The following is a 20,640-nucleotide window of genomic DNA, read 5'->3' as shown; positions in this document are numbered from 1 at the left end:
GTGGCGGCTACGCCTTACCCGGCCTACGCGTGCTATTACGATCCGATGTACGGCTATCAGCTGGAGAAAAAGGCGGAGAAAATTGTATATCGCGGGACGTTTGAAGACATTGCCGAATGGCTTGATCGCTGAAAAAAGCCGGGTGGCGGCTACGCCTTACCCGGCCTACGCGTGCTTTTGTAGCCCCGGTAAGCGCAGCGCCACCGGGGAACAAACCACTTAGAAGTCGTAACGCAGACGCACCAGGTTCATGTCGCCCAGGTTGTCGGTGCTGGAGGTGAACACGTGTTCGTAATCCACGCGGAAACCGTAGTCCAGCTGGACGCTGATACCTACGCCGTTGTCGATGCGCTGGTAGTTACGGCCGTTCACGTACTCAATGCGGTCGCCCATGAAGTACGGCTGAATGGATTTCACCGCATACTGACCGACCGGGAATTTGTATCCTGCGAAGTATTCAATACCCCATGCATCACCGGCGAAGTAGTCGTTAACGGACACTTTTTTGGTGGTCATGAAGTTCTGATACCAGCCGCCGCCTGCGGAGAAGGTCCAGTTATCCGGCGTCCAGCTCAGTGCGGTGCCGAGAATGTTCTGGTCGTAGGATTTGCTGTCGCCGTTGTCCGGATTACGCATGTCCGCGCGGGTGTAGTTCCACGCTGCGCCCCAGGTCAGATCGGTGGTCAGGTGGTAATCGATACCCAGTGAACCGCCGCCTTTACGCTTGTAGCGCAGGCCGTTGCCCGGCAGGTATTCGCTGTCTTCAAACAGGTAAGAGGCGTAGATGTCAGCATCGCCCACGGTTTTCTTGTACTTCAGCATCTGGCGTGAACGGTAAGAGCCGTCGTAGTCGCCGTTGATCCCGTTACCCGACGCCTGACCAATCATGTCGTAGTCCCAGATATCGGTTTTCGCGCCCACCACGTCATAGTACACGCTGTTCTGCTGGCCGAAGGTCAGCGTACCCCAGGTGTCGCTCTTCAGACCGGTGTAGAGCATACGGCGTGAGGTGTCGTGCGCGCCGTCGGCGTAGTGGTTATCCCAGTTAAACTGCGCCGGAATGTTAACACCCAGCTCGTAGTAGGTGATCCAGCTGATGTCATCGAACAGGTAGTAGTCTGCCGCGAAACGGAAACGGGTACCGCCGTCAAAACCGTTACGCTTGTAGCCGTTTTTGCCGTCATCACCGGTCATGTTCTGGAACTGAGGACGGATGCTGCCGCCAACGGTGAAGTTCAGACGGCTCAGCGGGTTACCCGCCTGCGGATCCTGTTTCAGAAGGGTGATTTCCGCCTGAGATGCGAAAGAAGCCAATGCCACTGCTGCGCCGATCGTTGTCGCCAGCGCTGTTTTTCTTATAGTCATTATTTTTCCTTGATAGACACGCTGCTAAATATTTAGCTGGTGAATATTAACCGGAAAAATTCGGGCTGTGTGGGCGGGTTTTTAATGTTTTGTGCTACTAAATGCATGGGTATTAACGATTAGTGCTATTAATCGATGACACACCAGCAGAAATGCCGGTGCGTCATCATCACGCAAGTAAACTAGCTGACAAACTGGCGGAACAGCGCTTTACCTTTCAACAGCCGCGTCCCGAGCCAGCCGCCGCACAGAGACAGCAGCACCGCGCCGCAGACGGGCAGCGTTAGCCACAGCCGCCAGTCAGGCTCCCATGGAAAATCAAAGACTTTCGTCTGAAGCACCGCCAGTGCGGTTTCCGCCCCGATGGCCGCCACCAGGCCCGCCACCAGCCCGAGCAGGGCAAATTCGCTCCACAGCGTGGCGCGCAGCAGCCGTTTACTGGCCCCCAGCGTGCGGTAGACCACCAGCTCCTGATGACGCTGACGCATGCCGACCTGCACCTGCGCCAGCAGCAGCAATAGGCCGCAGACGGTCACCAGCACCACCATCACCTCCAGGGCGCGGCTCACCTGTTCCAGCACCTGCCCGACCTGTTTGAGGATCGCGCCGATATCCAGCAGGCTCACCGTCGGAAATTCCCGGTTCAGTTGCGTCAGCATGCCGTTGCCGTTTTCCCAGCGGAAGCTGGTCAGCCAGCTCTGGGGCTGTCCGTCCAGCGCGCCCGGCGGGAAGATGAAGAAGAAATTTGGCCGCAGGCTTTCCCAGTCCACTTTGCGCAGGCTGGTGACTTTGGCGGTGAAATCCTGGGTATCACCGGTAAAGGTCACGCTATCACCGAGCTTCACGTTCAGGCGTGTCGCCAGCCCCTCCTCCATCGACACTTCCCCCGCTTTCGGCGGCCAGGTGCCGGCCACGATCGGGTTATGGTCCGGACGTTTCGCCTGCCAGGTCAGGTTGAGCTCGCGGTTGAGCGATTCATCCTTATTTCCCTCCGTGGACTGGCCGTTGATCTGCGTCAGGCGGGCGCGCACGATCGGATAGAACGATTCCGGAATAATGTGATGCTCAGACAGGAACCCCTTCAGCGGCGTCACCTGTTCGGGAGCAATGTTGATCAGGAAATAGTTCGGGCTTTCCGGCGGAAGCTGCTGCTGCCAGCGATCCAGCAGATCCCCGCGCAGCACCAGCAGAAGCGCCAGCAGCATAAACGACAGCGAAAATGCCGAGAGCTGGCTGAGCGTGGACCACGGCTGATGCAGCAGTCGGTTAACCGCCAGCCGCACCGGCAGCGATCTCACCGTCAGCTTTTTGAGAAGATTGAGCAATAGCCAGCCCACCACGCAGCACAGCAGCGCCAGCACCACCGCGCCCGCCAGCACCGCCCACAGCAGCGTACTGCCGCCCATCAGCCAGGCCAACAGCCCGACTGCCACCGCAATAATCACCGGCAGATAGAACTTCAGCGGCCAGACGCTGGCCACCACATCCCGGCGCAGCACGCGCAGCGGCTGGGTGGCGAGCAGCAGCCGGTAGGGGCGTAACCCCACCAGCAGGGAGATCGTCGTCATCGCGCCGATGGCCCACAGCCACGGCCAGAGGCTGGCAGGCGGCAGCGCAGCGGGCAGGACCGGTTTGAGCAGCACCATCAGCAGCTTTTCAAACAGCAGCCCTATCGCCCCGCCGGTCAGAGCCGACAGCGCCAGCACCATCAGCCACTGGCCGACAATCAGCTTGCGCAGCTGTGCCCGGCCCGCGCCGAGGGTTTTGAGTATCGCCACCAGATCGTAACGGCTGCGGCAGTAGTGCCCCATTGCCACGGCAACGGCCGCAATGGCCAGCAGCAGGGTTAACAGCGCCGACAGCAGCAGAAACTGCTGAGAACGCTCAAGGGATTTGCCGAGCGCCCCGTCATCCTGCTCCAGCCCGTACCAGCGATGTTCCGGCTTGAGCTGAGGCAGGAGCCATTTTTCATACGCCTCCAGTTGAGCAGGCGTCCCGCCAAACTTATAGCGCCATGTGACGCGGCTACCCGGCTGGACGGCGTTGGTTTTCGCCACATCAGCAGTGTTCATCAGCAGGCGCGGCGCGAGCTGGAACGGATTAAATCCGGAGTCGGGTTCCTGCACCACTTCCCCGGCAATTTTGAGGGTCGCGTCGCCGACGTCGATACTGTCGCCGGGTTTCAGGTTCAGCAGCGCCATCAGACGCGAAGCCAGCAATACCGTACCGGCCGTCGGTTTTAGCCCCGGCGGACTGGTTTGTAAGTCACCATACATCGGGTAGATGTCATCCACGGCTTTTACGCTGGCAAGCTGTGGCGTGTCGCCCGCAAAGGTCATGGTCTGGAAGGTGATTTGCTCTCCCACCTTCAGCCCCTCTTTGCGCGCTTCCTCAATCCAGCCCGGCGGCACGGGGCGAGAACTTTGCAGAGCCCGGTCCCCCGCCATAAATTCCCGACTCTGCTGGCTAAGCCCTTTCTCCATACGATCGCTGACGCTGCCGAGCGCCAGCACGCAGGCCACCGCCAGGCTCAACGCCAGCCAGACAATCAGCAGCGAGGGCGAGCGCCATTCGCGCCAGAACCAGCGGGCAATCATGCTTCCTCCTGAAGAACACCGTTCACCAGCCGCAGGCGGCGGTCGCAGCGGGCGGCCAACTGCGGGTCGTGGGTAACCAGAATCAGCGTGGTGCCATGCTCGCGGTTGAGGGAAAACAGCAGATCGGCAATTTTGTCCCCGGTTTTACGGTCGAGATTGCCCGTGGGCTCATCGGCAAACAGCACTTCCGGGCGCCCGTTAAACGCCCGGGCCAGCGCCACGCGCTGCTGCTCACCGCCGGAAAGCTGCGCCGGAAGGTGGTCGAGACGTTTTCCCAGCCCCAGCTGTTCCAGCAACGCTTTGGCGTGATCGCGGCTTTCGCGGGTATTTTCACCGCGCAGCAGGCCGGGCAGCTCAACGTTTTCCAGCGCGTTGAGGGTTGGGATCAGCATGAATGACTGAAAGACAAACCCGATATGCCGGGCACGCAGCGCGGCGCGCGCCTCTTCATCAAGCGCGTGGAGGGGCTGGCCGACCAGGTTCACTTCCCCGCTGCTGCCATCGTCCAGCCCGGCGAGAATGGCCAGCAGCGTGGACTTACCGGAACCGGATTCGCCAATCAGGGCGATGGTTTCGGCACGTTTGACAACGAGTTCAACTCCGGTGAGGATGGAAAGCTCGTGTTCTCCCTGACCGACGGACTTCTTAAGACAATGAACTTCAACAATGTTTTCCGCTGGCATTTGCCCTTCCTGTTTTTGATGCTGATGACCTTCCGCGCGGCGGCTGCGGACACGTTATTGATTCTGGGCGACAGCCTGAGCGCGGGCTATCGTATGGCGGCCAGTGCGGCCTGGCCCGCCCTGCTCAATGATAAATGGCAGTCCCGGGCGTCTGTCGTTAACGGCAGCATCAGCGGCGATACGTCGCAGCAAGGCTTATCGCGCCTGCCTGCCCTGCTTAAGCAGCATCAACCGCGTTGGGTGCTGGTCGAACTGGGCGGTAATGATGGTTTGCGCGGCTTCCAGCCACAGCAAACGGAGCAAACGCTGCGGACTATTTTGCAGACCATTAAGGCTGATAACGCCCAGCCGCTGCTGATGCAAATTCGCCTGCCCGCTAACTACGGCCGTCGGTATAATGAGGCGTTTAGCGCGATCTATCCTAAGCTTGCCAAAGAGTTTGATATTCCGCTGCTGCCATTTTTCATGGAAGAGGTCTATCTGAAACCCCAGTGGATGCAGGATGATGGCATTCACCCCAATCGCGATGCCCAGCCGTTCATTGCCGACTGGATGGCAACCCGGCTGGCTCCTTTAGTAAAACATGACTCGTCAAACAGCTGAGAACCTGACAGGTAAAGTTATGCAAAAATCGGTCTTAATAACAGGATGTTCCAGCGGAATTGGCCTTGAAAGCGCCCTTGAACTGAAACGTCAGGGGTTTTGGGTGCTGGCGGCCTGCCGCAAACCCGAAGATGTCGAACGCATGCGAGGGCTGGGATTTACCGGCATTCTGCTGGATCTCGATTCGCCAGAGAGCGTGGAGCAGGCCGCCGATGAGGTTATCGCCCTGACCAGCAACCGTCTTTACGGTCTGTTTAACAATGCGGGCTACGGCGTGTACGGCCCGCTACAGACCCTCTCGCGGGAACAGCTGGAGCAGCAGTTCTCCGCAAACTTTTTTGGGGCGCATCAGCTCACCATGCGCCTTCTCCCCGCCATGCTGCCGCACGGCGAAGGGCGGATTGTCATGACCTCCTCGGTGATGGGCCTGATCTCCACGCCGGGACGCGGGGCTTACGCTGCCAGTAAATATGCGCTTGAAGCCTGGTCCGATGCGTTGCGCATGGAGCTGCGCCACAGCGGCATTAAGGTCAGCCTGATTGAACCGGGCCCCATCCGCACCCGCTTTACGGAAAACGTTAACCAGACGCAGGCGGACCAACCGGTCGAAAATCCCGGTATCGCGGCGCGTTTTACGCTTGGGCCAGAAGCCGTGGTTGCCAAAGTGCGCCACGCATTTGAGAGCGATACCCCTAAAATGCGCTATCCGGTGACGCTGGTGACCCATGCCGTCGGCTGGTTGAAACGCCTGCTGCCGGGGCGGATGATGGACAAAATTTTGCAGGGTTGAGTTGAAGCGACGACGCTTACCCCCATGTAAAGAGTAAACCGATAAAAGAGAATGCCGCATGTCCGTACAGAATATCGTCAACATAACTGAAGCTAACCTGCAACAGACACTCGAACAGTCAATGACTACACCGGTGCTGTTCTACTTCTGGTCTGAACGCAGCCAACACTGCCTGCAGCTGACGCCGGTCCTGGAAAGCCTTGCCGCGCAGTACAACGGTCAATTTATTCTGGCGAAGCTGGATTGTGACGCCGAACCGATGGTGGCTTCCCAGTTTGGCCTGCGTGCGATCCCAACCGTCTACCTGTTCCAGAACGGTCAGCCGGTGGATGGCTTCCAGGGGCCGCAGCCGGAAGAGGCGATCCGCGCCCTGCTGGATAAAGTCCTGCCGCGCGAAGAAGAGCTGAAAGCGCAGGAAGCCATGGCGCTGATGCAGGAAGGCAAGTACGACGAGGCGCTGCCGCTGTTAAAAGACGCGTGGCAGCTGTCGAACCAGAACAGCCAGATTGGTCTGCTACTGGCAGAGACCCAGATTGCGCTGCACCGCCCCGAAGACGCGGAAGCCGTGCTGAAAACGGTGCCGATGCAGGATCAGGACACCCGCTATCAGGGCCTGGTGGCGCAGATTGACCTGCTGAAACAGGCGGCGGATACCCCTGAAATTCAGCAACTTCAGCAGCAGGTTGCGGACAACCCGGCGGATGCCGCGCTGGCAAGCCAGCTGGCGCTTCAGCTTCACCAGGTGGGGCGTAATGAAGAGGCGCTGGAGCTGCTGTTTAGTCACCTTCAGAAGGACCTGGGCGCCGCAGACGGTCAGGCGCGAAAGATGTTCCAGGAGATCCTGGCCGCGCTCGGCACCGGTGACGCGCTGGCGTCTAAGTATCGTCGTCAGCTGTACGCATTGCTTTACTAACAAAAATGCCCGGTGGCGCTAACGCTTGCCGGGCCTACAAAAGCCGATATTACCCCGTCTTTTTCAACTGCGTCACCACCAGCTGGTGGCGCGCATTGTAAAACTTCCGATAGGTCAGATAGCAGGCAATAATCGTCGACAGGCTCGCCGTAGAGAGCAGCATAAACGTCACCATAATCTGGTATTTAATCGCTTTTACCGGATCGATACCGGCAAAAATTAGCCCCGACATCATGCCCGGCAGGCTCACCAGACCCACGGTTTTGGCGGAATCCACCGTTGGGATCAGCGAAGAACGAATGCTGTCGCGGATCAACCGCGCCGAGGCCACCTTTGGTGTCGCGCCCAGGCTTAGCTTCTCCTGAAGCTGTTGCTGTTCACTGCTGAAGCGTTGCCCCAGATTGTTGTAGCATAACCCGACCGCCACCATCGCATTGCCCGCAATCATCCCGGAAATGGGGATCACCTGCATTGGCGTAAACTCTATCGAGCCGGAGAGCACCAGTACCGCCAGCGTTAACGCGGTCCCGGTAGTGATGGCAATAAACGACGAGAGGAACGCTTTATCGATGTATTTACTGCGTTTCTGCGCGTTCCATGCCGCGTTAAAGCAGATAAACAGCACCATCAACAGGGTCAGCACGGCATGATTGACGTTGAAGATGTATTTCAGCACATAGCCGACGATGATGAGCTGAATGACCGCGCGAACGATACTCCACAGAATATCTTTTTCCAGCCCCAGCTTCTCCCGGTAGCTGACCACAATCGCCACCAGCACCAGGACCATCGACAGCGCCAGCGATTCGTTGGTTATGTTATGTTCACCCACGGTGAGCCTCCTCCATTTTCCCGCCCTGCGGCCTGAGCGTGATGACATCATCCGCATGGCTAATTTCGTTTGAATCGTGCGTCACCCACAGCACGGCAATATCCTGTTCACGGACGTAGCGATGAATAATCTCATTGACGTTGCGCTTGTTAGCGTCATCCAGCGCGCTGGTGATTTCATCCAGCAAAAGCACCTTCGGCAGGAATTGCAGGTTACGGATCAGCGAGACGCGCTGCTTTTCCCCGCCTGACAGTTCGGCAGTCGATTTGGTCAGCGTCTCCGGCGGAAGCCCAAAACGGGTCAGATCGTCCGCAAACTTTTTCGGATCGGGCGTTTGGTTGCGGATGTGCCAGGGGAAAACCAGATTGTCGTACACCGTGTCGCCAAACAGGGACGGCGTTTGCACGCAGTATGACACCTGCTGGCGATAGCTTTCCGGTGTAAGCGTGGCGATATCTTTCCCTTCAAACAGGATGGTTCCCTCCGTTGGACTCAGTAGCGAAGCCACGATTTTCAGGAGGGTGCTTTTGCCGCAGCCGGAGGGGCCGGTTATGAGTTTAAATTCGCCCGGAGAGAGACAAAAATCGACGTGCTGAAGGATGGTGTTATCACCCACACGAAAGCCAACATCCCTGATATCCAGAAGATTTTTTTTATTATTCATTCCGATTCCGTTAACCGCTGTGATAAGAACAGCCTTTAGCATAATCCTTTCCGCTACGCTGCGCGAATAGCCTTAACCTAGCGCAAGTGTTAAACTTTTTGTTCGGTAATTGTCACCTCTATAACTACAGGAAGTCAGCAACATGACACATATCTTTTATGAGTTCTCTTCCCTGAAGCCTGGTGTTCCAGATGTGGAAACATTAATGGAAGTCATCAATTCTTCTGAACTCACGCGTTTTGTCATGGGTGCAGAGGTGGTCGATTTTGTTAAGAAGGCGCTCATCGTTAACACCACGATCGGAAGCTTTAAAAACTGCTATTTTGCTTTCGATGATGGGGCTTACTTTCTCGAGTTTGACGGCAAGGGTAAATCCAGACGCTTTACTGAGGTGCCGGACTGGTTCGTTTCCCCCGCGGAATTTGCCCGCTCGCAATGGCTGATTAACCATGACCTGGCCGATGTGAAGGCGACGGCGTTTATTGACGTGCTAATGTCCTACCCGCTTAAAGAGCGCCGGGCGCACTGCAATCTGCTGTTTGGTCTGGATCTGCATAAGGTCAATGTGGTTCCGGCGCCTACAGCCCCTGCCGGAAAAATGGGCAATAAAAACGGAAAAACCACCAAGCCTCGCGTCACGGATCTCGGCTCTTATGAGCTTTTTACCGCGTTCTTTGCACGCATGAAAACCGCCGTCAATGCAAATGAGTTCCCCACCTTACAGGTGCTGACAGGCCAGAAGGATCTTGCAAAAGCGCCGCACAGCTTAAAGCAAGGGATCAGAACCTGGTTTAAGGGGATTACCGGCGATCTGCCGCCGAACAACAAACGTGTCGGAGCGGGCAATGTAGTACTATTCTGCGCGCCCATTCGCGAGCAGATCCAGCAGATAGAGGCCATCGGCCTGGAAAAATACTATCAGGGCTTATCGAAAGCCATCGCTGACGCCGGGGATGGGTTTATCACCGACTTCAGCTATACCTGGTCTGAAGAGTAACGCTATGCGCCCCGCTCTCCTGGCGGGGCGTTTTAATTTTACCAGTCCGGTTCCCACCTCTTTACAGGGGCGAAATCCCGCCCGTTAACCGATATACTTACGTTCAACAAATACGCAATTTTTCTCGTTACGGCATGCAAAACAGGAGGTTTTTATGCTCATCGTTGTTCCTGTCCTTATTTTCGTTGCGCTGGTTATCGTGGGCGCAGGCGTCAAAATTGTCCCGCAGGGTTACCAGTGGACCGTCGAACGTTTCGGTCGCTACACCAATACCCTTCAGCCGGGTTTAAGCCTGATCGTCCCCTTCATGGACAGAATTGGGCGTAAAATCAACATGATGGAGCAGGTGCTGGATATTCCTTCCCAGGAAGTCATCTCCAAGGATAACGCCAACGTCACCATCGATGCGGTGTGCTTTATTCAGGTGATTGATGCGCCGAAAGCGGCCTATGAGGTGAGCAACCTGGAGCTGGCGATCGTCAACCTGACGATGACCAACATCCGTACCGTGCTTGGCTCGATGGAGCTGGACGAAATGCTCTCCCAGCGCGATAGCATTAATACCCGCCTGCTGCACATTGTTGATGAAGCCACCAATCCGTGGGGGATCAAAGTGACCCGCATTGAGATCCGCGACGTGCGCCCACCGGCAGAGCTGATTGCTTCCATGAACGCGCAGATGAAGGCCGAGCGTACCAAACGCGCCTATATTCTTGAAGCCGAAGGGGTGCGTCAGGCCGAGATCCTGAAAGCGGAAGGGGAAAAACAGTCGCAGATCCTGAAAGCCGAGGGCGACCGTCAGTCTGCCTTCCTCCAGGCAGAAGCGCGTGAACGTTCGGCAGAAGCGGAAGCCCGCGCGACGCAAATGGTTTCCGAGGCGATTGCCGCCGGGGATATCCAGGCTGTGAACTACTTCGTCGCGCAAAAATATACCGATGCGCTGAAGGAGATCGGCTCTGCGAACAACAGCAAAGTGGTGATGATGCCGCTGGATGCCAGCAGTCTGATGGGATCTATCGCCGGAATTGCCGAGTTGATCAAAGACGGCGGAAACGAGCGTAAAAAATGATTGAGCTCATCGTTGCACATCCTCATGCGTTCTGGCTAAGCCTTGGCGGCTTGCTGCTGGCCGCCGAGATGCTTGGCGGCAACGGTTATTTGCTGTGGAGCGGTGTTGCCGCTGTGATTACCGGGCTGGTCATCTGGCTGTTGCCTGTCGGCTGGGAGTGGCAGGGCGCGCTGTTTGCCGTGCTGACGCTGCTGGCCGCCTGGCTGTGGTGGCGCTGGCTGAACAAACGGGTGAAGGCGCAGAAGCCGGTCGACGCGCATCTCAATCAGCGTGGGCAGCAGATCGTGGGTAAACGTTTTACGCTTGATAACGCGCTGATCAACGGACGCGGTCATATGCGCGTGGGGGACAGTTCATGGCCGGTGGTGGCCGATGATGACCTCAGCGCCGGCACGCGGGTTGAGGTCATTGCGGTGGAAGGCATTACCCTGCGGATTAAAGCCTGTTAGGCGTGGGTTTTACGGTGGCAGCAGCCGGAAAGATTGTCGATAATCGGGCACTCGGCGCTGTCATCTCCCGGGCAGGATTCTGCCAGCTGTAGCAGTTGCTCACGCATCGCCTGTAATTCGATTATATGGCGTTCGATCTCCGCCACTTTTTCCAGCGTACGTTTTTTCACGTCGGCACTGTGGCGTTTCGGATCGTTAAACAGGTTAACCAGCTCGCCGCACTCTTCAAGGTTAAATCCTACCTGTCTTGCCTGGCGCAGTAACGTCAGTTCATCAAGATGCAGCTGCGTATAGCTGCGGTAGCCGTTCTCACTGCGCAACGGTGGCGTCACCAGCCCTTTTTCCTCATAAAAGCGAATCGCTTTGCTGGTTAAGCCGGTTTTTTTCGCAACATCGCTGATATTCACATTTCCCCCTTGACCTTCCCCTTGATGGAAGGTTTAACCTTCATAACAGTTAGCGAAAAGCAGAGTGAAGGTCAACAATTGACCAGAACATTATACGGGAGTTTTGTTATGTCTCACACTATTGACCTGACACTGGACGGCCTCTCCTGCGGCCACTGTGTCAAACGTGTTAAAGAAAGCCTGGAGCAGCGTCCTGATGTGGAAAGCGCTGAGGTGACTATCGATCATGCCGCCGTGACCGGCAGCGCCAGCGCCGACGCGCTGATTGATACCATTAAACAGGCCGGTTACGGGGCGGAGTTAAGCCACCCAAAGGCTAAACCGCTGGCAGAGTCATCATCCCCGTCGGAAGCACTGACAGCGGCCACTCCTGAGCTTCCGGTAGCTGATGATATTGATGACAGCCAACAGCTGCTGATCAACGGCATGAGCTGCGCCAGCTGTGTCTCCCGGGTACAAAACGCCTTACAGGCGGTACCGGGCGTCGCACAGGCACGGGTAAACCTGGCGGAGCGTACTGCGCTGGTGATGGGCAGTGCCTCCGCCGCAGATTTAGTGCAGGCCGTGGAGAAAGCGGGCTACGGGGCGGAGGCCATCGAAGATGATGCTGAGCGCCGCGAGCGCCAGCAGGAAACGGCTGTCGCCACCATGAAGCGCTTCCGCTGGCAGGCGGTCGTCGCCCTGCTGGTCGGTATTCCGGTGATGGTGTGGGGCATGATCGGTGACAACATGATGGTCACCGCAGACAACCGCACCCTGTGGCTGGTGATTGGTCTGATTACCCTTGCGGTGATGGTGTTTGCAGGCGGACATTTCTATACCAGCGCCTGGAAGAGCCTGAAAAACCGCACCGCGACGATGGACACGCTGGTCGCGCTCGGGACGGGCGCGGCGTGGCTGTATTCGATGAGCGTTAACGTCTGGCCGCAGTGGTTCCCGATGGAGGCGCGCCATCTCTATTATGAAGCGAGCGCGATGATTATAGGTCTGATTAACTTAGGCCATATGCTCGAAGCCCGCGCGCGTCAGCGTTCGTCGAAAGCGCTGGAAAGATTACTCGATTTAACCCCGCCGACGGCCCGCGTGGTCACCGACGATGGGGAAAAAAACGTTCCTCTCTCAGAGGTGCAACCCGGTATGACGCTGCGTCTCACCACCGGTGACCGCGTACCCGTCGACGGTGAAATCACCCAGGGCGATGCCTGGCTTGATGAAGCCATGCTAACCGGTGAGCCGATCCCCCAGCAGAAATCTCAGGGCGATGCGGTGCATGCGGGTACGGTGGTACAGGACGGCAGCGTGCTGTTCCGCGCCAGCGCCGTTGGCAGCCATACCACACTGTCACGCATCATTCGGATGGTCCGCCAGGCGCAGAGCAGTAAGCCGGAAATTGGTCAGCTTGCCGATAAAATCTCCGCCATTTTTGTGCCAGTGGTGGTCGGTATTGCCCTGCTGAGCGCGGCAATCTGGTATTTCTTCGGCCCGGCGCCGCAGATTGTCTACACCCTGGTGATCGCCACCACGGTACTGATCATCGCCTGCCCTTGTGCCCTTGGTCTGGCCACGCCGATGTCGATTATCTCTGGCGTCGGACGCGCCGCCGAATTTGGCGTACTGGTCCGTGATGCTGACGCCCTGCAACGGGCAAGCACGCTGGACACCCTCGTCTTTGACAAAACCGGCACGCTCACCGAGGGCAAACCGCAGGTAGTGGCCGTTAATACCATTGGCTGTACGGAGACGGATGCCCTGCGCCTGGCCGCCGCGCTGGAACAAGGCTCCAGTCACCCGCTGGCGCGCGCCATCCTTGAGAAAGCCGGTGATGCCCGCCTGCCGCAGGTAAGCAACTTCCGCACTCTGCGCGGTTTAGGGGTCAGCGGTGAAGCAGAAGGCCATACGCTGCTGCTGGGTAACCAGGCACTGCTAACTGAACACGGTGTTGATACGTCCGTGCTGGACGCTGAGCTGAACGCGCAGGCCTCTCAGGGCGCGACGCCGGTTCTGCTGGCGAGGAATGGTCAGGTGGCGGCGCTGCTGGCCGTGCGCGATCCGTTACGCCAGGACAGCGTGGATGCCTTGCAACGCCTGCACCATGCGGGATATCGCCTGGTGATGTTAACCGGTGATAACCCGACTACCGCTAACGCCATCGCCAGAGAAGCCGGGATTGATGAGGTGATAGCCGGCGTACTGCCAGATGGCAAAGCGGACGCCATCAGGAAATTGCAACGTGATGGTCGTCAGGTGGCGATGGTCGGCGACGGCATCAACGACGCCCCGGCGCTGGCGCAGGCTGACGTAGGTATTGCGATGGGCGGCGGGAGCGATGTCGCCATTGAAACCGCGGCAATCACCCTGATGCGCCACAGCCTGATGGGCGTGGCGGATGCGCTGGCGATTTCGAAAGCCACGTTGCGCAACATGAAGCAGAACCTGCTGGGGGCCTTCGTCTATAACTCGCTCGGCATTCCGATTGCCGCCGGGATTTTGTGGCCGCTGACCGGCACCCTGCTGAACCCGGTTGTTGCGGGTGCAGCGATGGCGCTCTCGTCAATTACCGTGGTGAGCAACGCTAACCGTCTGCTGCGGTTTAAACCGAAAGCGTAGAATCCCGGAAGCAGGCCGGGTAAGCGCAGCGCCGCCCGGCTTTCGCCTATTGCGCCCCCCTTCCCCACGCGCTAGCATGAACCTTTCCGTTTATGGAGCGCGTATGGGTCTGTTTAATCGTATAAAAACATCGTTTCGCGCCCTTTTTCCCCGCCGTTATGCCTGGCCTGGTATGGATATTTCGCTTCCGGGTGGGCAGCAACTGCACCTGGTGGGAAGCATTCATATGGGCACGCAGGATATGTCCCCCCTGCCCTCAGGCCTGATTAAACTACTGAAGCGCGCCGACGCGCTGATCGTCGAAGCCGACATCTCCGGCCATGAATCGCCGTTTGCCGGGCTGGAAAGCGACCGCCCCCTGGCTGAACGTCTTAACGAGACGCAGCTGGCTGAGCTTACCCGTCTTGCGGATGAGTTCGGCGTCTCGCTCTCAATGCTCGACACCCTGCCCCTGTGGCAAATTGCCATGGTGCTACAGGCAACCCAGGCGCAGCGCCTGGGGCTGCGCGGCGATTACGGTATCGATTATCAACTGCTGAATGCGGCACGGGCGTGCAACCTGTCCGTCATTGAACTGGAAGGCACGGACAGCCAGATTGCGCTTCTTCGCCAGCTTCCTGATGACGGCAAGATGCTGCTGGATGATACCCTGACCCACTGGCACACCAACGCGCGTCTGCTGCAAACGATGATTGGCTGGTGGCTGGATGCGCCGCCCGCAGACGGTAAGCTGGCGTTACCGTCGACGTTCAGTGAATCGTTGTATGATGTGCTGATGAACGCGCGCAACCAGGCGTGGCGGGAGACGCTGTATGCCCTGCCTGCCGGTCGTTATGTTGTCGCGGTTGGCGCGTTGCATTTGTACGGAGAAGGGAATTTGCCGTCGCTGCTGAAATAAAAAAATGGCCAATATTTCTATTGGCCCGTCAAAGAGGAATTTCATCGTTTTTATTATACCGAAGTGACCTTCGGCTACGCCGATTGTCGCTCAAAGTAACCATCACTGCCAATACTATTGCGCAAGATGGTGCTATTTTTTAGACAAACGTCAGGCGTATGCTGCTGGCATGAACCGTCTGTCGTAAGAAGGATAGCCATGACTCCCGCCGTTAAATTACTCGAAAAAAACAAAATTTCTTTCCGGATCCACACCTACGATCACGATCCGAACGAAACCAACTTTGGTGATGAAGTGGTGCGCAAGCTGGGGCTGAACGCGGACCAGGTTTACAAAACGCTGCTGGTCGCGGTGAATGGCGATATGAAGCACCTCGCCGTGGCAGTGACGCCCGTCGCCGGACAGCTTGATCTGAAGAAAGTGGCCAAAGCGCTGGGAGCGAAAAAGGTCGATATGGCAGACCCGATGGTTGCGCAACGCACTACGGGTTATCTGGTCGGCGGGATCAGCCCGCTCGGCCAGAAAAAGCGTCTGCCGACCCTGATCGATGCGCCTTCGCAGGAATTTGAGACGATCTATATTTCTGGCGGCAAACGCGGGCTGGATATCGAACTGGCCGCAGGCGATCTGGCGAAAATGCTGGACGCGAAATTTGCGGATATTGCGCGCAGGGATTGAGAAAATTGCCCGGTGGCGCTGCGAGGTAAAAGCAAAACGGTAACAGGCGTTACCGTTTTTTTGTGTTCGCGCCCTCTCCCGGTGGGAGAGGGTTGGGGTGAGGGCATCAGGCCGCACAACACTACTGCCAGCTCACCTCGCCCTTCGGCTCATACGCGTTCACGTCAATCGGTGAATTTTGCTGGATAAACTGCTTCAACACTTCCGCATCAATAAACCCGGTATTTACATAGCCCGGTTTGTTATCGATATGCGGATAGCCGTCGCCGCCGGTGGCGTTAAAGCTTAACGTTGCCAGGCGGTAGGTTTTCGCCGGATCAACAGGTTCGCCTTTGATTTTGAGATCGTTGAGCTTACCGTCCTTCGCGACGAAGCTGACGTTAGCAAACTGCGGATACGCTCCGGAGTCCGGCTTCATCTGCGCCACGGCGGTCAGGTAGTCAATTACCTCTTTCCCGCTCATGTCCGCATACACCACCACGTTGCCAAACGGCTGCACTTTGAGCACGTCTTTATAGGTGATGTTTCCGCCATCGATGGAATCACGAATACCGCCGCCGCTCATCACGCCGAAATCCGCATTCGTGCGCGCCATCTGCGCGGCCAGCACCAGACGCCCCATGTTGGTTTGTACGAAGCGGACTTTGCTGCGGTCCCCTTCCAGTCGTCCGTTAAGCGTGCCAATCTTCACGTCCAGCTGCGCTTTCCCTTTGCTCTGGAACGGCGTCAGCAGGGAGAGCATCTGCTGGTTTTCAGCGATCTCTGGCGTGTAGAGTACCCGCTCGCTTTTGCCGTCCGGGTAGGTCACTTTCTTCTTCAGGTTGACCGGGATGAGCTGATAGTGCACCAGCTTCATCTCGCCGTTACGGAATTCGAAATCCGCACGGCCAACGTATTTACCCCACTCGTGGGCCTGTACAATCCAGATACCGTTCTGACGATCCGGGGCGCACGGCGTGCCGGGCACATAATCTACCTGCTTTTTATTCTCAGAAGCCATGCAGACCGGATCCTGTGAGTGACCGCCCACAATCATCGCCAGCGAGCCCGCAGGAAGGCTGCGCGCCATCTCCACGTCGCCCGGCGCGTTAGAGCCGTGCTGACCGTTGTCGTAATGCCCCATGTGGGTGGTAGCGATAATCACATCCGGTTTTTCATTCTGCTGCAACTCCTGGATCACCAGCTTCGCTTCGTCCGCCGGTTTACGGAATTCGATGTCGGTGAAAAATTCAGGGTTGCCAATTTTGGCCGTATCGTCGGTGGTTAAGCCGATGACCGCGATCTTCAGATCCTGACGCTTAAACAGCGCCCACGGTTTAAACAGGCGCTCGCCGGTGCTTTTCTTATAAATATTGGCGGAAAGGAACGGAAATTTGGACCACTTTTCCTGCTGGCGCAATACGCTCAGCGGGTTATCAAACTCGTGGTTTCCGACCGCCATCGCGTCGTAACCAATTAAATTCATGCCGCGGAAATCAGGCTCGGCATCCTGCAAATCAGATTCCGGTACGCCGGTATTAATATCCCCGCCCGACAGCAACAGCACGCTGCCGCCCTGAGCCGAGACCTCTTTACGAATGCCGTCCACCAGCGTTTTTTGCGCCGCCAGGCCATATTCACCGTATTCGCTGCGCCAGAAATGGCCGTGATGATCGTTAGTATGCAGAATGGTAATTTTATAAGTTTTATCTTTTTCATACGCCTGCGCGGGCAGGCTTGTCAGCCCCCATGCGGCGATGAGCGCCAGCGCGACGCCACGCTTTATTAACTTCATCTTCTCTCTCCCTGACCCATAGACAAACGCAAAAATTACAGTGACTCACAAGAATAGACAAATAAGTTTTCAGAATTGCGACTTTCTTCAAATGTCACGGACGAGTATGTTAGTCGGATAATAATTACTCCCTGCATCTCTAATTACAAATTGACGTGGTATTTATGGCAATCAGTGAATCAACCCAGCCTGTTCAGGGCGTTCCGGCGTCGCCGCCGAAATCGCGCACTTCCTTCAAAGTATTAGGCGCAATCAGTCTCTCTCATCTGCTCAACGACATGATCCAGTCGCTGATTCTGGCGATCTACCCGCTGTTACAGTCTGAGTTCTCATTAACCTTCGTGCAGATCGGGATGATCACCCTGACTTTCCAGCTGGCCTCTTCGCTGCTACAGCCGGTGGTGGGCTACTGGACGGACAAATACCCGATGCCATGGTCGCTGCCCATTGGGATGTGCTTCACCCTGAGCGGGCTGGTGCTGCTGGCCATGGCGGGCAGCTTTGAGGCGGTACTGGTTGCCGCGGCGCTGGTAGGAACCGGTTCATCGGTGTTCCATCCGGAATCGTCCCGCGTGGCGCGTATGGCCTCCGGCGGACGCCACGGGCTGGCGCAGTCTCTGTTCCAGGTGGGGGGGAACGTTGGTAGCTCCCTCGGTCCTCTGCTGGCGGCGGTAATTATCGCGCCTTACGGCAAAGGCAACGTGGCGTGGTTTGTGCTGGCCGCGCTGCTGGCGATTGTCGTCCTGGCGCAAATCAGCCGCTGGTATGCCGCGCAGCACCGCGTAAATAAGGGAAAACCTGTCGCGAAGATAACCAATCCCCTTCCGCGTAATAAGGTGATCCTTGCCGTCAGCGTGTTGCTGGTACTGATTTTCTCGAAATATTTCTATATGGCGAGCATTAGCAGCTATTACACCTTCTATCTGATGCAAAAATTCGGATTATCGGTACAAAACGCCCAGTTCCATCTCTTTGCCTTCCTGTTTGCGGTGGCGGCAGGCACGGTGATTGGCGGGCCTGTGGGAGATAAAATCGGACGTAAATATGTGATTTGGGGCTCTATCCTTGGCGTTGCGCCGTTTACGCTTGTTTTACCGTACGCAACGCTGGAATGGACCGGAATATTGACAGTGATTATTGGTTTTATTCTCGCGTCGGCGTTTTCAGCCATTCTGGTCTATGCGCAGGAGCTACTGCCGGGACGTATCGGTATGGTTTCCGGTCTCTTTTTCGGTTTTGCCTTTGGCATGGGCGGCCTTGGCGCCGCCGTGTTAGGGATGGTTGCAGACCACACCAGCATCTTCCTGGTCTATAAAATCTGCGCTTTCCTGCCACTTCTGGGGATGTTGACCATATTCCTGCCTGACAACCGTCATAAAGCGTAACTTCATGGCTGCCAAAGTTAAACTTTGGCAGCCGGATAACCTGATGCCATAAGGCTTTCCTCTCCCTCCCCTCAGCAAATTTATCAAAATCTGCCTTTTTTATGCTTATTGCCTTTTTATTGTGATTTCAACAATTATTCATAAACATAAGCGTAAAAATTGTCATAAACTATTAATCGGCTTTTTGGTATTTGCACCAAAAATGGATCACCCATCGCGAAAGGAGACGGAATGCACCACGCCACACCGCTTATCACCACCATTGTTGGTGGACTTGTGCTCGCTTTTATCCTCGGCATGATTGCCAACAAACTGCGTATTTCGCCCCTGGTAGGCTATTTGTTAGCGGGCGTGCTGGCAGGACCCTTTACGCCGGGTTTTGTCGCAGATACCAAACTTGCACCGGAGCTGGCGGAACTGGGCGTTATCCTGCTGATGTTTGGCGTCGGACTGCATTTTTCCCTGAAGGATCTGATGGCGGTAAAGTCGATCGCCATACCGGGAGCGATCGCCCAGATAGGGGTGGCGACGCTGCTGGGCATGGCGCTTTCGGCGGTGCTGGGCTGGTCAATCATGACCGGTATCGTATTTGGGCTGTGTCTTTCAACCGCCAGTACCGTGGTGCTGCTGCGCGCGCTTGAAGAGAGGCAGCTGATAGACAGCCAGCGCGGGCAAATCGCGATTGGCTGGCTGATAGTTGAAGATCTGGTGATGGTGTTGACGCTGGTACTGCTGCCCGCCGTCGCCGGGATGATGGAAAAAGAGAATATCGGCTTCGCTTCGCTGGCGCTGGATATGAGCATTACCATCGGTAAGGTTGTGGCGTTTATTGCCATCATGATGCTGGTGGGCCGCCGTCTGGTGCCGTGGATCATGTCCCGCAGCGCCGCCACCGGCTCGCGTGAACTGTTCACGCTTTCGGTCCTTGCGCTGGCGCTGGGCATTGCCTTTGGCGCTGTCGAGCTGTTTGACGTCTCCTTTGCGCTGGGCGCGTTCTTCGCCGGGATGGTGCTTAACGAGTCCGAGCTGAGCCACCGTGCCGCGCACGATACTCTGCCACTACGTGATGCGTTCGCGGTGCTGTTCTTTGTCTCCGTCGGGATGCTGTTCGACCCGATGATCCTCATCCAGCAGCCGCTGGCCGTGCTGGGTACGCTGGCAATCATCATCTTTGGTAAGTCCGTTGCCGCCTTCTTCCTGGTGCGGATGTTCGGTCACTCGCCGCGCACGGCGCTGACCATCGCCGCCAGCCTGGCGCAGATTGGCGAGTTCGCCTTTATTCTGGCTGGTCTGGGGATGGCCCTGAACCTGCTGCCACAGGCTGGGCAAAATCTGGTGCTGGCGGGGGCGATCCTCTCCATCATGTTGAACCCGGTATTGTTTGCCCTGCTGGAGAAATATCTCGAGAAGACCGAAACCCTCGAAGAGCTGACGCTGGAAGAGGCGACAGAAGAAGAGAAACAGATCCCGGTGGATATCTGCAACCACGCACTGCTGGTCGGTTTTGGCCGCGTCGGCAGCCTGCTGGGTGAAAAACTGATGGCTCAGGGCATTCCACTTGTAGTGATTGAAACGTCACGCACTCGCGTCGACGAGCTTCGCGAGCGCGGCATCCGCGCGGTGCTGGGCAACGCGGCTAACGAAGAGATTATGAATCTGGCGCATCTGGACTGCGCTCGCTGGCTGCTGCTCACTATCCCGAACGGTTACGAGGCTGGCGAGATTGTCGCCACAGCCCGTGAAAAATGCCCGCATATCGAAATCATAGCCCGCGCCCATTATGATGACGAAGTGGAGTACATTACCGAGCGCGGCGCGAATCAGGTGGTGATGGGGGAGCGTGAGATTGCGAATACGATGCTGACAATGCTGACGAAGCCGCCGGTTGAAGAGGCGGTGACGGGGTAAATTTTGTGCGGCCTGGTCCCC

The 20,640-nt window shown here is 57.0% G+C and carries 19 protein-coding genes; 12 read left to right on the top strand and 7 right to left on the bottom strand.

Annotation, left to right across the window (positions count from 1 at the left end):
- The gene (locus ACQG03_RS05790; RefSeq protein ID WP_257000465.1) at positions 1-132 is read left to right on the top strand and encodes a hypothetical protein; all 132 of its coding nucleotides are present in this window, start codon (positions 1-3) and stop codon (positions 130-132) included.
- 87 nt (positions 133-219) lie between these two features.
- Here the strand turns inward: ACQG03_RS05790 and ACQG03_RS05785 are convergent, their stop codons facing one another.
- The 3 genes from ACQG03_RS05785 to ybbA all read right to left on the bottom strand — a co-directional run bounded on the left by ACQG03_RS05785 (position 220) and on the right by ybbA (position 4,645).
- On the bottom strand, positions 220-1,365 hold the full coding sequence (locus ACQG03_RS05785; RefSeq protein WP_022647296.1) for a porin: 1,146 nt from the start codon (positions 1,363-1,365) through the stop codon (positions 220-222).
- Between the two features lie 182 nt (positions 1,366-1,547).
- Positions 1,548-3,962 carry a putative ABC transporter permease subunit YbbP gene (gene ybbP / locus ACQG03_RS05780; protein WP_063163449.1) on the bottom strand — a complete coding sequence of 805 codons (2,415 nt, stop codon included), beginning with the start codon at positions 3,960-3,962 and terminating at the stop codon, positions 1,548-1,550.
- The gene (ybbA, locus tag ACQG03_RS05775; RefSeq protein ID WP_023299477.1) at positions 3,959-4,645 is read right to left on the bottom strand and encodes a putative ABC transporter ATP-binding protein YbbA; all 687 of its coding nucleotides are present in this window, start codon (positions 4,643-4,645) and stop codon (positions 3,959-3,961) included. The genes ybbP and ybbA overlap by 4 nt, the downstream gene beginning before the upstream one ends.
- Here ybbA and tesA point away from each other — a divergent pair.
- From tesA to ACQG03_RS05760, 3 genes are read left to right on the top strand one after another with little or no spacing between them, the layout of a single operon-like run.
- Complete coding sequence (tesA, locus tag ACQG03_RS05770) at positions 4,616-5,248, top strand: multifunctional acyl-CoA thioesterase I/protease I/lysophospholipase L1 (protein WP_063163480.1); 633 nt, start codon at positions 4,616-4,618, stop codon at positions 5,246-5,248. The two genes, ybbA and tesA, sit on opposite strands and share 30 nt — an antisense overlap.
- Positions 5,229-6,038, top strand: coding sequence for an SDR family oxidoreductase (locus ACQG03_RS05765; RefSeq protein ID WP_096216772.1), 810 nt, complete (start codon positions 5,229-5,231; stop codon positions 6,036-6,038). Before tesA ends, ACQG03_RS05765 begins: the two co-directional genes overlap by 20 nt.
- A gap of 58 nt (positions 6,039-6,096) precedes the next feature.
- A complete protein-coding gene (locus ACQG03_RS05760; RefSeq protein WP_022647291.1) occupies positions 6,097-6,951 on the top strand; it encodes a co-chaperone YbbN in 855 nt (284 codons plus the stop codon).
- A 49-nt stretch (positions 6,952-7,000) separates the two neighbouring features.
- On the opposite strand, the gene fetB is transcribed toward ACQG03_RS05760, so the two are convergent.
- Positions 7,001-7,783 carry an iron efflux ABC transporter permease subunit FetB gene (fetB, locus tag ACQG03_RS05755; protein WP_022647290.1) on the bottom strand — a complete coding sequence of 261 codons (783 nt, stop codon included), beginning with the start codon at positions 7,781-7,783 and terminating at the stop codon, positions 7,001-7,003.
- Complete coding sequence (gene fetA / locus ACQG03_RS05750) at positions 7,776-8,447, bottom strand: iron efflux ABC transporter ATP-binding subunit FetA (protein ID WP_023305606.1); 672 nt, start codon at positions 8,445-8,447, stop codon at positions 7,776-7,778. The genes fetB and fetA overlap by 8 nt, the downstream gene beginning before the upstream one ends.
- Positions 8,448-8,589: 142 nt before the next feature.
- On the opposite strand from fetA, the gene ACQG03_RS05745 reads away from it, so the two are divergent.
- The 3 genes from ACQG03_RS05745 to ACQG03_RS05735 all read left to right on the top strand — a co-directional run bounded on the left by ACQG03_RS05745 (position 8,590) and on the right by ACQG03_RS05735 (position 10,962).
- Entirely contained in the window at positions 8,590-9,444 is an 855-nt protein-coding gene (locus tag ACQG03_RS05745) for a hypothetical protein (RefSeq protein ID WP_063163450.1), read from the top strand.
- Between the two features lie 154 nt (positions 9,445-9,598).
- Positions 9,599-10,513 carry an SPFH domain-containing protein gene (locus ACQG03_RS05740; protein WP_003858941.1) on the top strand — a complete coding sequence of 305 codons (915 nt, stop codon included), beginning with the start codon at positions 9,599-9,601 and terminating at the stop codon, positions 10,511-10,513.
- Positions 10,510-10,962 carry an NfeD family protein gene (locus ACQG03_RS05735; protein WP_063163451.1) on the top strand — a complete coding sequence of 151 codons (453 nt, stop codon included), beginning with the start codon at positions 10,510-10,512 and terminating at the stop codon, positions 10,960-10,962. Before ACQG03_RS05740 ends, ACQG03_RS05735 begins: the two co-directional genes overlap by 4 nt.
- On the opposite strand, the gene cueR is transcribed toward ACQG03_RS05735, so the two are convergent.
- Positions 10,959-11,369, bottom strand: a complete 411-nt coding sequence (gene cueR, locus ACQG03_RS05730; protein WP_017383222.1) for a Cu(I)-responsive transcriptional regulator — start codon at positions 11,367-11,369, stop codon at positions 10,959-10,961. The two genes, ACQG03_RS05735 and cueR, sit on opposite strands and share 4 nt — an antisense overlap.
- Before the next feature lie 108 nt (positions 11,370-11,477).
- On the opposite strand from cueR, the gene copA reads away from it, so the two are divergent.
- The 3 genes from copA (at position 11,478) to ybaK (ending at position 15,552) form a co-directional block, all read left to right on the top strand.
- Positions 11,478-13,976 (top strand): copper-exporting P-type ATPase CopA, encoded by a 2,499-nt coding sequence (gene copA, locus ACQG03_RS05725; RefSeq protein WP_063163452.1) that lies wholly within the window; start codon positions 11,478-11,480, stop codon positions 13,974-13,976.
- Between the two features lie 103 nt (positions 13,977-14,079).
- The gene (locus ACQG03_RS05720) at positions 14,080-14,874 is read left to right on the top strand and encodes a TraB/GumN family protein (protein ID WP_063163453.1); all 795 of its coding nucleotides are present in this window, start codon (positions 14,080-14,082) and stop codon (positions 14,872-14,874) included.
- 198 nt (positions 14,875-15,072) lie between these two features.
- Entirely contained in the window at positions 15,073-15,552 is a 480-nt protein-coding gene (gene ybaK / locus ACQG03_RS05715) for a Cys-tRNA(Pro)/Cys-tRNA(Cys) deacylase YbaK (RefSeq protein WP_010428207.1), read from the top strand.
- 121 nt (positions 15,553-15,673) lie between these two features.
- Here ybaK and ushA read toward each other — a convergent pair whose 3' ends face one another.
- Positions 15,674-17,326, bottom strand: a complete 1,653-nt coding sequence (gene ushA, locus ACQG03_RS05710; protein ID WP_063147922.1) for a bifunctional UDP-sugar hydrolase/5'-nucleotidase UshA — start codon at positions 17,324-17,326, stop codon at positions 15,674-15,676.
- Between the two features lie 164 nt (positions 17,327-17,490).
- Here ushA and ACQG03_RS05705 point away from each other — a divergent pair, with 164 nt between their 5' ends.
- Both ACQG03_RS05705 and ybaL read left to right on the top strand, forming a co-directional pair.
- Positions 17,491-18,711, top strand: a complete 1,221-nt coding sequence (locus ACQG03_RS05705) for an MFS transporter (RefSeq protein WP_063163454.1) — start codon at positions 17,491-17,493, stop codon at positions 18,709-18,711.
- Between the two features lie 231 nt (positions 18,712-18,942).
- Positions 18,943-20,619: a YbaL family putative K(+) efflux transporter gene (ybaL, locus tag ACQG03_RS05700; RefSeq protein WP_022647281.1), complete on the top strand. Its 1,677-nt coding sequence runs from the start codon at positions 18,943-18,945 to the stop codon at positions 20,617-20,619.
- The last annotated feature ends 21 nt before the right edge of the window (positions 20,620-20,640 follow it).

The sequence above is a fragment of the Enterobacter cloacae complex sp. 342H5 genome, from assembly GCF_050030905.1.
Taxonomy (GTDB): Bacteria; Pseudomonadota; Gammaproteobacteria; order Enterobacterales; family Enterobacteriaceae; genus Enterobacter; species Enterobacter intestinihominis.
This window is presented reverse-complemented; position numbering and strand designations above follow the sequence as displayed.

Coding starts and splice junctions, on each gene's coding strand:
- ACQG03_RS05785 (WP_022647296.1), bottom strand. CDS start 1,365: ATGACTATAAGAAAAACAGCGCTGGCGACAACGATCGGCGCAGCAGTG.
- ybbP (WP_063163449.1), bottom strand. CDS start 3,962: ATGATTGCCCGCTGGTTCTGGCGCGAATGGCGCTCGCCCTCGCTGCTG.
- tesA (WP_063163480.1), top strand. CDS start 4,616: ATGAACTTCAACAATGTTTTCCGCTGGCATTTGCCCTTCCTGTTTTTG.
- ybbA (WP_023299477.1), bottom strand. CDS start 4,645: ATGCCAGCGGAAAACATTGTTGAAGTTCATTGTCTTAAGAAGTCCGTC.
- ACQG03_RS05765 (WP_096216772.1), top strand. CDS start 5,229: ATGACTCGTCAAACAGCTGAGAACCTGACAGGTAAAGTTATGCAAAAA.
- ACQG03_RS05760 (WP_022647291.1), top strand. CDS start 6,097: ATGTCCGTACAGAATATCGTCAACATAACTGAAGCTAACCTGCAACAG.
- fetA (WP_023305606.1), bottom strand. CDS start 8,447: ATGAATAATAAAAAAAATCTTCTGGATATCAGGGATGTTGGCTTTCGT.
- ACQG03_RS05745 (WP_063163450.1), top strand. CDS start 8,590: ATGACACATATCTTTTATGAGTTCTCTTCCCTGAAGCCTGGTGTTCCA.
- ACQG03_RS05740 (WP_003858941.1), top strand. CDS start 9,599: ATGCTCATCGTTGTTCCTGTCCTTATTTTCGTTGCGCTGGTTATCGTG.
- ACQG03_RS05735 (WP_063163451.1), top strand. CDS start 10,510: ATGATTGAGCTCATCGTTGCACATCCTCATGCGTTCTGGCTAAGCCTT.
- copA (WP_063163452.1), top strand. CDS start 11,478: ATGTCTCACACTATTGACCTGACACTGGACGGCCTCTCCTGCGGCCAC.
- ACQG03_RS05720 (WP_063163453.1), top strand. CDS start 14,080: ATGGGTCTGTTTAATCGTATAAAAACATCGTTTCGCGCCCTTTTTCCC.
- ybaK (WP_010428207.1), top strand. CDS start 15,073: ATGACTCCCGCCGTTAAATTACTCGAAAAAAACAAAATTTCTTTCCGG.
- ushA (WP_063147922.1), bottom strand. CDS start 17,326: ATGAAGTTAATAAAGCGTGGCGTCGCGCTGGCGCTCATCGCCGCATGG.
- ACQG03_RS05705 (WP_063163454.1), top strand. CDS start 17,491: ATGGCAATCAGTGAATCAACCCAGCCTGTTCAGGGCGTTCCGGCGTCG.
- ybaL (WP_022647281.1), top strand. CDS start 18,943: ATGCACCACGCCACACCGCTTATCACCACCATTGTTGGTGGACTTGTG.